This window comes from Brakhagea slesvicensis, assembly GCF_052161625.1.
Taxonomy (GTDB): domain Bacteria; phylum Planctomycetota; class Planctomycetia; order Pirellulales; family Pirellulaceae; genus JBKCUI01.
Genome location: NZ_CP197412.1, coordinates 351184 through 365515 on the forward strand (window position 1 = coordinate 351184; position 14332 = coordinate 365515).

A 14332-nucleotide genomic window follows, 5' to 3' on the forward strand; every position below is an offset into this window, starting at 1 on the left:
TCATCGACACAATCCTCGTCAATGGTTCGGATTCTAACCCCCGGGAAGATGTGACGTGATACAAGCGACGAACCAGCACCACGAGGTAAATCACCGCACGACATGCAGGCACTGCGGACATCCTCTAAGCCTGAGTATGGTAGATCTCGGTGCACAGCCCCCCTGCGAGGCCATTCTCGCGGAGGAGCAGTTCTATGAACCCGAACCGTTTTACCCTCTTCATGCGCGCGTGTGCGAGAACTGTTGGCTGGTGCAACTAGACGCGGATGTTTCGCCCGAAAAGATCTACACCGAGTACGCCTATTACTCTTCGTACTCCGAGTCCTGGCTGAAGCATATGGAGTCCTACACCGATGCGATTTGCGATCGACTTGCTTTGACTTCGGACCATCGCGTTGTTGAGATCGCCAGCAACGATGGCTATTTGCTGCAGTATTTTGCCAAACGCGGGATCCCATGCTTTGGTATCGATCCCGCAGCCAATGTAGCCGAAAAAGCACAGGAACATGGAATAGAGACCCTTGTCTCCTTTTTTACCACCGAAGCCGCTGAGCAGATCGTGAAGGAGAGAGGGAAGGCCGATTTGATCATCGCCAACAATGTCTTCGGCCATATCCCGGATATCAACGACTTCCTTCAAGGCGTCCAGCGGTTGTTGCAAGAGGGGGGGACCATCACGATCGAAATTCCCCACTTGATGCGACTGATCGAAGGAAACCAATTCGACACGATCTATCACGAACACTACTGTTACCATACGTTGATCGCCGATTTGAAATTGCTGGAAAGCCAAGGCTTGAAGCTCATTTCGGTGGAAGAGCTTGCCACCCACGGAGGATCGATTCGTATGTTCATCGCGCACAGGGAAGACGCGAGGGCCCCAGATGATTCGATTGAACGTTTGGTTGCAATCGAGCGAGCCAGGGGCATGGACACACCGGCTCCCTACCAAGCGTTCGGGGAAAAAGTCCGCCAGACGAAACGGAACCTTTTGCGTTTCTTGATCGCTGCCAAGGAGGAGGGAAAGCGAATCGTAGGGTACGGCGCGCCGGGCAAGGGGAATACGCTCTTGAATTACTGCGGAATACGCGAGGATTTTCTCGATTTCGTCGTCGATCGCAATCCATACAAACATGGCAAGTTCTTGCCTGGGAGCAGGATTCCCATTCATCCTGTCGAGGCCGTATACGAAACCAAGCCCGATTTCTTGCTTATTCTCCCATGGAACATCAGCGAAGAGATCATGCAGCAAATGGACGGTGTACGCGATTGGGGATGTCAATTTGTGATTCCCATTCCAGAGGTTCGGGTCGTCGTATGATTTTTACACCCACGCCGCTGCTGGATGCGTATGTGATTGATCTAGAGTGTAGGAGAGACGATCGCGGGTTCTTTGCGCGCACGTTTTGCGAGAACGAGTTTGCGGCGACCGGTCTGATCTCCAGAATGGTCCAATGCAATTTGGCTTTTAATGCGAAGCAAGGGACGGTCCGCGGGATGCACTGGCGAGCATCGGTGCATCCAGAGGCTAAAGTCGTGCGCGTGTTGCGAGGAGCGATTTGGGACGTGGTGATCGACTTGCGACCTGGTTCGAAGACTTTTCTTCAATCCTTTGGCGTGGAGCTTTCAGTGGAGAATCGTCGCGCCATCTATGTGCCTCCAAACTTCGCGCATGGTTTTCAAACATTGGTGGATGAAACCGAAGTCTTTTATCAGATGAGCGAGTTTTACGAACCTGCTTTGGACCGCGGAGCGAAATGGAACGATCCGTTGTTTCCTGTCGCGTGGCCCCAGCCCATCGCATCGATTCACGATCGCGACGCCAACTACCCCGACTTGATACTCAGTGATTTGGAGTGAGTAGATTCGATGGAAAGTGACAACGGGATGCACCGATTGCTCAGGGAAATCTTCCCCCTATGCAGGAGCATCACCGGCAGGGGGGTACGCCAGACGCTGCAACGCATCGGGGAAGAGATTCCAGTTCGATGCACGGAGATTCCGAGCGGTACGGCGGTGCTCGATTGGATCGTTCCCGAGGAGTGGAACATACGGGAGGCATGGATCGAAGGTCCGGATGGAATGCGACTCGTCGACTTCGCCAACCATTCTTTGCATGTCGTCAGTTACAGCGAACCGATCGAAGCAACGCTGACACTGGAACAACTGGACCCCCACCTTCATTCGCTACCAGACCAACCCGATGTCATTCCCTATCGAACTTCCTATTACCAACGAAGCTGGGGATTCTGCCTACCGGATCGACTCCGAACGAGTTTGACAGCGGGCAATTACCGAGTCAGGATTGATTCGGATATTGCGTCTGGGCATTTGACCTATGGCGAGATTTACCTGCCAGGATCCAGCACCGACGAAGTGGTTTTGTCGGCACACGTATGCCATCCATCGCTCGCCAACGACAACTTGTCGGGAGTCGTCATTGCAGTGGAGATTGCAAAATGGTTGCAGGCTATGGAGGGGCGAAAGCTAAGCTATCGGATCTTGTTAGCCCCAGGGACGATTGGATCGATTGCATGGCTTTCCGAGAATAGGGCTTCACTCCATCGAATCCGTTATGGCTTGGTCCTCAATGGCCTTGGGGGTCCCCATCCTTGGACCTACAAACGGAGCAGGCGCGGGGACCATCGGATCGACAGGATAACCGAATCGATTTTGAAGCGTCGGAGTCCGGAGAGCGTTGTCGAATCGTACTCACCCTACGGATATGATGAACGGCAGTATTGCTCTCCCGGCTTTCAGCTCCCTTTCGGGTCCCTTTCCAGGGCACCTTGGGGCAGCTATCCCGAATATCACACCTCGGGGGACAATCCTGAATTCGTGACGGCGACGTCGCTTCAGGAGAGTGCCGAGCTTATCAAGGAGATCTTGCGCGCCATGGAGAGCGAGAGGGAGTCGGACGATGGCCTTTATATCGGAACCGTTCTTTACGGCGAGCCGCAACTTGGCCGGCACGGACTTTATGGCACAGCGGGGGATATAGACACCATGGCCGTGCTTTGGGTGCTGAACTACTCCGATGGGGAGCACACGCTGAGTGAAATCTCCGTTCGGTCTCGGATTCCTGTCGAGAGGCTTGTCCAGGCGGCCAAGCGTTTGCAAGAACGGGGCTTATTGTCGCGTCCCCTGTAATTTCGTTGGGCAAACGCATTCCGTACGGTCCTCCGCATCCGTTTCGACTTGGAAGATTCGTCCCTTTGTGGGATACTTACCCCGCGTATGCTCCTCACCCAAAAGGGGGGACCCCGAAGGTAGGGTACCGTTTTGGTTCGAGAGCGGAGTTCTCGAGTTGGAGGAGAGATGGGCAGGGGAAGCATTCGTCCCGCTGCTTGAGACAAATTTGTGCATGCTTGGCGAAGTAATCGCTTTGCAGCAGAGTTTTTTATGGGAGATGGTTGATGTACAAGAATTTAAACGCGACGGTTCTAGGGGTATCGGGTCGGCAAAGCGAGCTGATTGAGTTGGCGATGACCTATGGATTTCGCGGGTTGGATATCGATATCGTCGATTTGGTAAAGCGAACGCAGCGCAGCGAGTTCGACAAAGCATCCCGATACTTGCTGAGCTCCAAGATGCAGGTCAGCGGTTTTGACGTCCCCATCGATTTGGACACCGATGACGCTTCCTTTGAGAAATCGTTAGCCTTGCTGCATGGCTCGATTGAGATCGCGGGCAAAGTGGGAGCTCGCGCCGGCTTTTTGCGATTGCCAGCGGCAACCGATCGCCTTCCGTTCCATGAGTATTTCGACGTCCTTCGCAAACGCGTGGATCGGATTGGAGAGATTTTCGAAAAGAACAATGTCCAACTAGGGCTTTATTTCTCCGTCGCGCAAGAGAATCGCGAGAGTCGGCAGTTCAAGTTCATTCAAGACGTAGAGGGCTTTTTGGCTTTCTTCAAGGCATGCACCTCACCGAGCGTGGCGCTTGTGATTGATACGTTCAACTGGGTCGTTGGTGGCGGGACCTTCGAACAGTTGGCATCGATCCCTGGCAACAAGATTGCTGCACTCCGTATCTCCGATACCGAGACTTTGCCATCGATTGCAGACGCTAGCTTGAAGATGCGACAGTTGCCGTGCGAAACAGGAATTATCGACAATATTCGCTTTGTTGCGACGCTGAGCAAATCCGGGTTTGATGGACCGATCACGGCATTTGCACACGCGAGCAATTTCGCTGGGTCCACTCGCGATTCGATCGTCGCGAAGAGTCAGGACGCACTGGACAACGTTCTTGCCAGCGCCGGCCTCCCGACCTTCACCCGCCGACCGGACATGATCGTCGAAGCCACCGGCCCCATCTCCGAAGACATCGGATTGGAAGCGTAGGGTTCGATAGGACTTCGTGAAGTCACTTTCAAAGAGCGGTGGGTTTACTCACCGCTCTTTGTATTTACCCCTCATGCATTTACCCATCATCGTCTCGGCAACAGGAATTCACACGCGAGGAATTCCCTCGCGCCCAGATAGCTATCTATCTCTTAGCATTTCAGCATCGCTCCGAAGGCAAACGCGTATAGCTAGCGAGGCCTCTTCTAATTGATCTTGACTCACTTCAGCGATAATCCTAACCTCTTCGGGCGATAGATGCACATTGAATATGGAGATTCAATCGATGAAACCAATACCGGTCGCTTCGGCGGATGTTACAGGAAACGAAGAGAAGTACGTCGCTGAGGCTATCCGAAGTTCTTGGATATCGTCATCTGGTAAGTACTTGGATCAATTCGAGGCTGAGTTCGCGGAGCTCTGCGACTCCAAGTATGCTCTTTCATGCTCGAATGGGACCGTTGCGCTTCACCTAGCTTTACTTGGACTAGGTCTTCGACCAGGCGATGAAGTTATCGTCCCATCGATGACCTACATTGCCACGGCGAACGCTGTTCGCTATTGCGGTGCGGAACCTATTTTCGTGGATATCGATCCGGAAACATGGTGCATATCACCTGAGGCCATCGAGACGGCGATCAGTCCTCGAACTCGAGGCATCATTGCAGTCCATCTCCTCGGTCATCCTGCCGATATGGATTCGATCAATCAGATCGCGGCCATGAATGGCTTGTGGGTTGTCGAGGATGCTGCGGAGGCTCATTTTGCGTTGTACAAGAACAAGCCCGTCGGCAGCTTGGGAACGATTGGCACTTTTTCCTTTTTCGGAAATAAAATTCTGACTTGTGGAGAAGGAGGCGCACTCACACTCAATGATTCGCAACTCTCGATACGCCTCAAGATGTTGCGAGGCCAGGGAATGGACCCGCGACGTCGGTACTACTTTCCCATCACCGGTTACAATTTTCGATTAACCAATCTCGCGTGTGCAATGTTATGCGCTCAACTCGAGCGACGCGAAGAGATCTTCGAAAAGCGAAACGCGATATTTGACTACTACACCGAATGCCTATCCGGTATTCCTGGTGTCGGGTTTCAACCCTGCGCACCATGGGCTCAGATCGCCCCGTGGATGTACAGTGTCACAATCGATCCGCATAAGTTCGGGCAAACGCGCGATGACCTTATCGCCATTATGAAGGAAGCGGAAATTGACTCGCGACCATTCTTCCATCCACTGCACCGCTTACCACCATTTATCGAATCTGCTTCGAAGCAGGGCCAGTCACTTGAAGCGACGAACAAACTGGGAGCGAACGGATTGATGCTGCCGACATACAACCAATTGTCGTTCGAGGACATCGATCGTATCGTTGGGGTCATACGTCGAGCGGCCTCTTCCTCCACCCCATTGCGACGCGCTGCCTAGCTAGACAGTTGCGAAGTAATGAAGCCTTCATTTCGTATCAAACGACTTGCCGTCGTACTGCAAAATGCGTCGACGGGCGGCTGGAGGTACACGGAAAGGCTGTTGGAGGGTTTGCGATTAGCGCGTCCGGATTGCGAAGTCATTGTTTACATCGGTCGCTCGGTGAAAAGCGTTTGCGAACACGAGTCTCCCGCGGAGGTCCTTTCGAGACTGGGAGTTCACGTGAAGCCCGTTCCCTGGTTGCAGCCTGTACGCAACCGCTCGGGAATGAAACTCCTCGCTAGCAAGATTCGAACCGTGTTGAACGGGCCCAGCTATCGACGTTGGATCGAAGAACTGAACCTATGTGATGCCGTATTTTTTGCGTGGCCCTACGGTATAGAATGCCCTCCATGCAAAGCCCCTGTGGCCTTTATCCCCCACGACTTCAACTACACCCATTTCGTGGGGACTTTTGTCGAAAGTCCGGCATCCGTTGCATCGTTACGCTCCCAGCACAAGCGTTGGCTGGAACGTGCGCATCCCATCGTTTCGACGCAATTCATTGCGGATGAATTGATGCGCACGTTTCCGAACAATCCGTCGCCATCCAAGGTCATTCGACTTTCGCATTTAAGTCGTATCGAATCGCTGAAGCGGGATGAAGCGTGGAACTTGGTGCAGCAACTTGGCATCATGGACGATTACTTGCTCAGCCTCAATAATATCTCGGCGCACAAGAACTTAGGCCAATTGCTTTCGGGATTTCACTACGTCGCAACGAAATACCCGAACCTGAAGCTGGTACTGGTCGGTTTTGGAACGGAAGGAATCCACGGCAACGTTAATACTCCGTATTATCTGGATTGGTCAGACAAGAGTGGAAACGTGAAGAGCTTGGGGTTGCGTAGCGACCGCGAAGTCTCCGCTCTGATCACGTGTGCGAAACTCGTGGTCAACGCTTCGTTGTACGAAGCGGGAAATGGCTCGGGGCTCGACGCCTGGAAAATGGGAACCCCGGTTGCCATGTCCGATATACCAGCATTTGTTGAGCAGCTTCAAGTGCTGGATTTGCGAGCAGAAACATTCAATCCTCGCTGTTGCTATGAAATTCGCGACGCTTTGATGCGGATCCTAGAACAACCAGAGATAGCAAAAGCCAATGCCGACCATTCGCAGGAGTCGATGAGTCGCTACGGATGGAAGGATGTCGCAGCGCAGTACTTGGACTTCTTCGACGAAATCGCTGCGGGATCCGCTTGCCCCATCGATCGCTAACTGATCGCATCACGGTAAACCGCTCCCTGGCGGGCGGAAGATTTACCTTGACTTGAAGTTGAATCCTTCGTTAGAACCCGCTTGGAGGATTGTTCTCGCTTGTAAATCGAACAAAATGCAAATTCTACTAGCAAATGCAATCGAAACATTTCAAGACGCCCGTAGCCAGCGTGTCTTGTGCGATCGCATCTATCGCATCCTTTCGAACGATGGGCATCGGGTCGATCGACTGACCCTACCGTATGTCGAGAATCTCGAGACGGTAATGGAGCAGTTGTTGAGCTATCGGTTGCTGGACCTACCCCCCACCGTGGATCGATTGATCGCCTTGGATGCCCCCGCGTGTTTTCTTGCCCATCCGAACAAAGTCACGATCGTTTCTTCCAATTACCGACCGCTATGCAGTTTCTCGCTTAAGACTGGTTCGCCAATCCATGAATCGGCGATCACTCAAAAAATAGAACGCGCTCGCAGCGCCGTATTCGGAGAATCGAAAGCCATCTTCTTTGACACCAATACCACAAAACAATCGTGGCGATCGAAGCACCTCGACCCAACTGTGTTTGCGAATTGTCTGGAACATCAGACCGACGACGAAATCGCCAAGCTTTTGACGTTGCATAGCGATCGCTACGCAACCACCTTCCGTAGCAAGAGATCTGCGGGGCGTGCGGCATGAAGATTTTTGTTGTCAACAACATGATTCCCTTCCTGCACGGAGGAGCGGAGGATCTTGCCAACTACCTCATAACGCATCTGAGAGGGATAGGGCATGAAGCAGAGCTTTTACGAATTCCGTTTCGATACGAACCGGCTGAGAGCATCTACTCCGAGATGTTAGCCTGCCGAATGATGCAAGTTGGCGATGCGGACCTCGTCATCGCATTGAAATTCCCAGCCTATCTGATTCCTCACCCCAACAAGGTTTTGTGGTTGGTGCATCAATATCGCCAAGCCTACGACATGTGGGATTCGGGATATTCGAACATCCCAGCGACGGAAGCTGGTCAGCAACTGCGTGACTCGATCAAAGAAGCCGATGCGGAATGTTTTCGAAGTGTTCAGCGACTCTACACCATTTCCCCGGTCACTCAAAACCGATTGAAAAAATACAACCAGTTCGAGAGCGAATTGTTGCGAACGCCCATCAATGGCCCTGAAGACTACGTCCCGGGAGACTATGGGGACTACATCTTTTGCGGTGGCAGAATCAATTCGACCAAACGCCAACATCTTTTAGTAGAATCGATGCGACACGTGCATTCGGCAGCGAAATTGCTAATCGCGGGGCCCGCCGACTCTCCGCAGGATGCGGAGCGACTAGAGAAGATGGTCGAGCAATATAGCCTCCGGGATCGAGTATCCCTCCAAATCGGCTACCACGACCGTGCAGATCTGGTGCCCATGATGTGCAATTCGCTTGCTTGCGCATATCTCCCTATCGATGAAGATTCCTATGGATATGTAACGATGGAAGCGAATCAGGCTGGTAAGGGAGTCTTAACATTGAATGATTCGGGAGGACTGCTCGATTTGGTTCTCGATGACGAATCAGGATGGGTTCGCGAACCCGACCCACTTCAGATTGCCGAAGCGATCGACCTTATCTTTGCCAATCGCCAGCGGACGATAGAAATCGGGATGCATGCTCGACGCGAGTGGCTTAAAAAGGAAATAACGTGGGAACGAACGGTCGAAAGGCTCGTCGCATGAAACTGGCGTGGTACACTCCCTATTCACAACGATCCGCCATTGGACTCTTCAGCAAGGAAGTCGTCACTGCACTTCTCGATCTTGGCCACGACGTAACCATTGTTCGCAGTGAAACCTCGGACGCAGTCTGTTCGAAAAACTGCCGCGATGCGAATTGTGAAATCATTTCTGCAGAGTCGATCGATGCACATGTCACCGATTATTTGAGTCAGTTCGATTGCGTCCTCTACAATGTCGGCAATCACTACCAAAACCATTCTTATTGCTTAAGCCACCAACAGAAGGTCCCAGGAATCACACTCCTGCATGACTACATCCTGCATAATTTACTTATCGAATGGTTGACTAAATCGGGGTCTCATTCTTATTTCGATGCGTTGATGGCCGAAGCCGGGCGTGAAGCTGTGATGTGCTACAAGGACGCATCCGACGATCTAGAAAAAAAATGGTTCATGTCGCGATGTGCCGACTACCCAGTCCTACGATTTGCTATGCAGTCGACGCTTGGAGTCGTTACCCATGCAGAATTCTATAGCTCGGTCTGTCGCGCGCAATTGCAATGTCCGGTCACCTCCATCCCCCTCGCATATTGCTGCGCCAACGAAAAACAGCTGGAACTACCCAAGCCAACGGAATCGCGCCTCGCTTTGTTGACGATCGGAGATGTCAACGCAAACAAGCGTTGCGAAGCTGTTATTACCGCATTGAGTGAGTCAAGCGAGTTGAGCTCCCGTTGGCAATATCGCATCGTAGGGAATGTTCGAAAGACACAGGAAGAGAAGTTGCTCCAATTGGCTCGCAGTGGCAAACACCCAGTCGATGTCGTTTTGCTAGGAAAAGTGGATGATAGGACCTTGCAGGATGAGTTAAAGAATTCCAATGCAATCGCATGTTTGCGATTTCCTATTATCGAAGGGGCATCGGCAAGTGTCATTGTGAGCCTCGCCAGCGCACGGCCCACGCTCGTTAGCGACGGAGGGAGCTTCCGGGAAATTCCAGACAAATTCGTCTACCGCGTATGCCAACCCAACGAAACGGAAGATATCCAGCGACATTTGAAAAACATTGCGAAGGATTATCCCACCGCAATCGCAAAGGCTTCGACGGCTCGAAACTGGGCCATTGAACGACACAGCGGGATACAGTACGCAAATTCTTTGATTCCATTCATTACAGAAGTGGTCGAATCAGGTCCTATTCTTAAACTGGCGGACACTGTCGCTACCTACCTTGCAAACTGGCATTGTTCACCCGACATACCGACTATTCAACAAGTTGAGGTCGCAACCACGAGCCTTTTTGGAAAAATCGTGGCTTGAGCCATGTCCTTTAGACATCCATCAAAAACGATGAGGACCAGTCCGTGTCGATTAGTACAGCCAACCGTATAAAACTGAAGTTGAAGGATCGCAGCACGCTGAGCCGAGCAAAGACGGCTCCAGGCCCCGTCGTGCTCTATTGCAAACGAAACAGCCCCCAAAAGCGTGAGCTTGCTCACTCCGAAGCGACTGGATTTTATGCGACCGAACTCATCAAGGAACGCAACTGCAATTGGACTAGCGGTCGTGCCTTCCTGGAGTGTTCGCTTCCACGGCAAGTCGCATTGCGGTGGCTGTGGGTCGAGCTTTCCTCAAGCAGAGACCCCTCCCAAGTTAAGATGCTATTCAACGGAAACACTGTCCTGGAACGAAAGATCAAAGGTCGATCCCGACTTCGATTGAGACTTCCAAAGTGCCCGCCAAGCAGTCGTTTCACGATCGAGATTTTTTCGTCCACCTTCAAGCCCTACGAGATCCTTACAAACTCTACCGACAGACGCCTCCTCGGGGTTCTAGTCGGTGAGATTCGAGTCGCCAAGTATTGGTGGCGAAATATAGACCTTGGTCATTACAAATATCGTATTGCGAGAGCCATCCAACGTTGGCGACGGCGAACGGTTCCCTCGCGATGAAGATCGCAAACCAGGAATGATCAAAGTTAAATTGGATTAACCTTTACGCGAGCTTACCCCGCAGTTGACTAGCAGAACCACTCTTGCATTACCGCGTGCCAGCATGCTAAGAGAAATGGTGGCACCTCGAATGCGAACAAGGATTAGAGACGGCAGTTTGACAAGACAGGCTTGCAAAGGACATTTTGCAACGCGTCAATGATTATTATCACATGCTCCTACTTTGGCCGGGAGCACGAGAGTGGGCCCCTCCCGTTTAGCAATTTCCGTTGGTAAAGGTGGATAAATGCAAACGACTATTGTTATCAATGCTGCTGGTTGCGGATCACGCCTCGGGATGGGACTACCCAAGTCTTTAGTCCGTGTTGGAACACGTAGAATTTTGGATTGGCAATTGAGTGAGATGTGTGTTCCAAGTGATCGGATAAAAATCGTTGTAGGTTACATGGGTGATGAAGTAGCCAAAATCGCGAAGAACTTGTTTCCAAGCATCGAGGTCCTCACTAATCCGGATTGGGCCACTACCAAAACGGCTGCTAGCCTTTCTCTAGGAAAGGCAGATGTTCGCGGACGAGTTCTATCGCTAGACGGAGATTTGCTCGTTCATCCAGAAGACTTCCGAAGGATGGTGGAATGCCAAACAGATGCAATTGGCGTAACGCCCGTGCTCTCCGCGCAACCCGTCTATGCCCATTTAACCGAATCGGGGGCTTGCCAATCATTCTCCTTTCAACAGCGAACGCCTTGGGAATGGACTGGACTTGTGAACTTCGACGCCCAGGAAGTTCCCGATGGAAAAGCAAATGTCTTCGAAATGATGCACTGTATTCTCCCTGCGACTACCGTCTGTGTGCGAACGGTGGAAGTCGACACAGCTGAGGATTTGCGGCAAGCTCCGTTTATCTGGTCTGCGATGATGAAAGACGTCTTCAAGAAGAGGTTGAGCTATGGACTTACAGAAAATTCAAGACTTTTGGCAGGCTAGAACAAAGGTTGCCGATCCGAGACTTGCAACAAACTACAGGAATGATGGTCGACTTCAAATCGACGTTGATTTCATCACAGAGCGATTGCCACCTCATGCACATATCCTCGATTTGGGCGCTGGCACATGCACTCTTGCCCAAGAGCTGCTACCGATCGCTTCGCGCATCATCGCGGTCGACAAGTTCGAAGGCTTCCTAAACCGTGCTCCGATAGACGCAAAGTTAGAGACGGTTTGTAGTGATGCAGCGACCTTTCTTGTCGACATGCGATTCGATGCCATATTGTTGTTCGGGGTTGTCAATTTCTTGACCGTCGAGGCCGAAGCATCCCTATACAAAAATTGTGCAACCATGCTTGCCGCCGATGGGGTCTTCATTGTCAAAAACCAATGTGGTATTGAGAAGGAGATTGTCGTCGATAAATTCTCAGAAGAGTTGCAGTGCAATTATCACGCACGCTACCCATCAGTTGAGAATCAGCAGGGACTGTTGAGTCAGCACTTCGATACCCAGCTGTTCGACATCTATCCCAACCATATCAATCGCTGGTCCGACACGCACTTTTATGCATTCGAATGTCGTAAGGTGCGTTCTAAAAAACCAAACTGCTAGACGCAACCATGGATTTCTATCAGCAACGGAGTTTATGGGACGGCTGTCAACTTCTTCTGACAGCCTCAGAACCGAGCCAGTCCCCCATACAGAATGATTCTACCATAATCGAGACCATCGATAATGCGACGGATCTTAACAATGCCCTTTATCAGCTAGGTGAACGGAGATTTGCACGGATAGGAATTGCAAGCCCATCGATTTCAAAACTCATCTTTGACAATCGTGCCGCTGTGGAAGCGATACGCAGGATGTGTTCTGGACAAACCACTTTCGCCATCCACGCACTAGATCTGAACGTTTGGCAGCTACGAAGGTTGCTGCATCGTGTTGGGTTCTATGAGATCGCAGAATGTCACCCAAACAAGCACTCCAATTTTGATTGCTCTTCGGTTTCGGGGCTTCCAGATGGTCAATTCGAGCTGCAAAGCTCGACACCCGCCACCTCGTCTTCGTCATTTCCGTTTGGGTTGATCGCCAGTCGCTACGCCTTGCCCCTTGTCATACCAAATCCCTGGTCCTTGTATGGAACACCTTTGCTATATCATGAGAGCGGAGGAGTATCTTCGAGTGACGATCCGGAAATAGGTTTGGCAATACAAGAATTGCTAAGCATCAAAGCGGCCAGTTGGAGCAAACTCAATGTGACGGGACAGATCTGCTGGGACAATCCAATGCCTACCGGAGCCTTCGCGGCATTGGTGGCCTGTCACAATGGTCCAGGCGATTCCAATATGTACGCGGCGATGATAGACACCTACGCAGAACCATTTGCACAAGTGTCCCTGTGGTGCTGTCATCGTGGCTGGGAGCGAATTGCATACACACACTTCCCTCTCGTGCGTGGAAAGCCGAGGCAGTCGGTTCGCATTTCGCTAATAGTAGGTCCGGATACAGTCGAGTTGCAGATTGGCAACGAGAGAGTCCTCTGGGCATACGATGATCGCATTCCTCGAACCGCTTCTTACGGGATGCGGATGCGAGGCAATCAGTTCAATCTCCAGGAACTCTCTGCAGCCGTTGAGTAACTATGAAAGCAACGATGAAGCCGAAAGTCGTAACCTCTGGAGTCGACTCAGAATATGTTTTGGCTGATCTTGCGGAATTCTTGCGTTCGCGAGGATTTGAAGTCATCGAACTTGATTTCGGGAAGGTCCGAGGTTGTGTGAGATCACTATTAAGCGATTTATCAGCTTGCGAAACGGTCTATCTGACATCTGCACACACGACCTTGACCCTCCGCACAGCGAAGATGGTTGCTCCCGTATTTGCAAAACTCTATCCAAATTACCTTGCCCCTGTCGAAATCCTTCCACTATTGAAGCCCAGGTCATCCATATTCGTCCCTCATGATCTCTTGGCCCCATTTGGCGATTCCAATCTCAATGAGCTCCAGTTCTTGGACCTGTATGATCATGTTCTTGCGCCGGTCGCCACCAAGGACTTGATTCTCGCGGCAGGTGTTGGAACGCAAGTCCACCAGGCAGGATGGATCAAATACCGTGAGCAAAATAGAAGTAAAACTCCGATAGCGTTTGCTCCATCAGAGATTCGAACTAGCCTGTTTCTTACCATCATTCAACACATGCAACTTAAGTATGGAGTCGACGGATTTGTAGACTATCTACGTCCCATCCTATCACCCGCCATCAACGTGAAGCTGCCAGCATGGAAAGGAATCGAGACTCTTGAGAACCGGATTCGGGAAGTCACTGGAGCCAACATCATTCCGGCAAATATTAGCTCTATCGATCTGATCGAAGCATCCGACGTGGTAATGTGTAACTCGATATCGTCGATCCTCGCCGAAGCGTATCTGATGGGCAAGCCATGTATTTGTTTGCTAGACCAGGAAGGAGGGGAGCCGGGCGATAAACGTAGGAAGATGGTCGATTTTCCAGACCTGATTTGGCATCCATACGAAGAAAGACATCCCATGTCTAACGAGTTCATCCAATCAGCCGGGGCCACGAAGCTTCCACGGCGTATTGAGCCATTTGACTTCCGGTTCGTCGAATCGCTCATCACGGATACCTGA

14 protein-coding genes are annotated in these 14332 nt (G+C 51.5%); all 14 read left to right on the forward strand.

Features of this window, described 5'->3' with window-relative positions:
• Positions 1–55: 55 nt before the first annotated feature.
• The 14 genes from SH467x_RS01290 (at position 56) to SH467x_RS01355 (ending at position 14332) form a co-directional block, all read left to right on the forward strand.
• Entirely contained in the window at positions 56–1321 is a 1266-nt protein-coding gene (locus SH467x_RS01290) for a methyltransferase domain-containing protein (RefSeq protein WP_482369508.1), read from the forward strand.
• Positions 1318–1860, forward strand: coding sequence for a dTDP-4-dehydrorhamnose 3,5-epimerase family protein (locus tag SH467x_RS01295; RefSeq protein WP_482369509.1), 543 nt, complete (start codon positions 1318–1320; stop codon positions 1858–1860). The genes SH467x_RS01290 and SH467x_RS01295 overlap by 4 nt, the downstream gene beginning before the upstream one ends.
• A 27-nt stretch (positions 1861–1887) precedes the next feature.
• Entirely contained in the window at positions 1888–3150 is a 1263-nt protein-coding gene (locus tag SH467x_RS01300; protein WP_482369510.1) for a DUF4910 domain-containing protein, read from the forward strand.
• Positions 3151–3416: 266 nt separating this feature from the next.
• Complete coding sequence (locus SH467x_RS01305) at positions 3417–4346, forward strand: sugar phosphate isomerase/epimerase family protein (RefSeq protein WP_482369511.1); 930 nt, start codon at positions 3417–3419, stop codon at positions 4344–4346.
• Between the two features lie 286 nt (positions 4347–4632).
• A complete protein-coding gene (locus SH467x_RS01310; protein ID WP_482369512.1) occupies positions 4633–5775 on the forward strand; it encodes a DegT/DnrJ/EryC1/StrS family aminotransferase in 1143 nt (380 codons plus the stop codon).
• A gap of 18 nt (positions 5776–5793) precedes the next feature.
• A complete protein-coding gene (locus tag SH467x_RS01315) occupies positions 5794–7032 on the forward strand; it encodes a glycosyltransferase (protein WP_482369513.1) in 1239 nt (412 codons plus the stop codon).
• A 115-nt stretch (positions 7033–7147) separates the two neighbouring features.
• Positions 7148–7711 (forward strand): hypothetical protein, encoded by a 564-nt coding sequence (locus SH467x_RS01320; protein WP_482369514.1) that lies wholly within the window; start codon positions 7148–7150, stop codon positions 7709–7711.
• Positions 7708–8745: a glycosyltransferase family 4 protein gene (locus tag SH467x_RS01325; RefSeq protein WP_482369515.1), complete on the forward strand. Its 1038-nt coding sequence runs from the start codon at positions 7708–7710 to the stop codon at positions 8743–8745. The genes SH467x_RS01320 and SH467x_RS01325 overlap by 4 nt, the downstream gene beginning before the upstream one ends.
• Positions 8712–10064 (forward strand): glycosyltransferase, encoded by a 1353-nt coding sequence (locus tag SH467x_RS01330; protein ID WP_482369516.1) that lies wholly within the window; start codon positions 8712–8714, stop codon positions 10062–10064. The genes SH467x_RS01325 and SH467x_RS01330 overlap by 34 nt, the downstream gene beginning before the upstream one ends.
• 44 nt (positions 10065–10108) lie before the next feature.
• Complete coding sequence (locus SH467x_RS01335) at positions 10109–10696, forward strand: hypothetical protein (RefSeq protein ID WP_482369517.1); 588 nt, start codon at positions 10109–10111, stop codon at positions 10694–10696.
• A gap of 286 nt (positions 10697–10982) precedes the next feature.
• Complete coding sequence (locus SH467x_RS01340) at positions 10983–11681, forward strand: NTP transferase domain-containing protein (protein WP_482369518.1); 699 nt, start codon at positions 10983–10985, stop codon at positions 11679–11681.
• Positions 11644–12294 carry a class I SAM-dependent methyltransferase gene (locus tag SH467x_RS01345; protein ID WP_482369519.1) on the forward strand — a complete coding sequence of 217 codons (651 nt, stop codon included), beginning with the start codon at positions 11644–11646 and terminating at the stop codon, positions 12292–12294. The genes SH467x_RS01340 and SH467x_RS01345 overlap by 38 nt, the downstream gene beginning before the upstream one ends.
• A 590-nt stretch (positions 12295–12884) precedes the next feature.
• Positions 12885–13322 (forward strand): hypothetical protein, encoded by a 438-nt coding sequence (locus SH467x_RS01350; RefSeq protein ID WP_482369520.1) that lies wholly within the window; start codon positions 12885–12887, stop codon positions 13320–13322.
• Positions 13323–13336: 14 nt separating this feature from the next.
• On the forward strand, positions 13337–14332 hold the full coding sequence (locus SH467x_RS01355; RefSeq protein ID WP_482369521.1) for a hypothetical protein: 996 nt from the start codon (positions 13337–13339) through the stop codon (positions 14330–14332).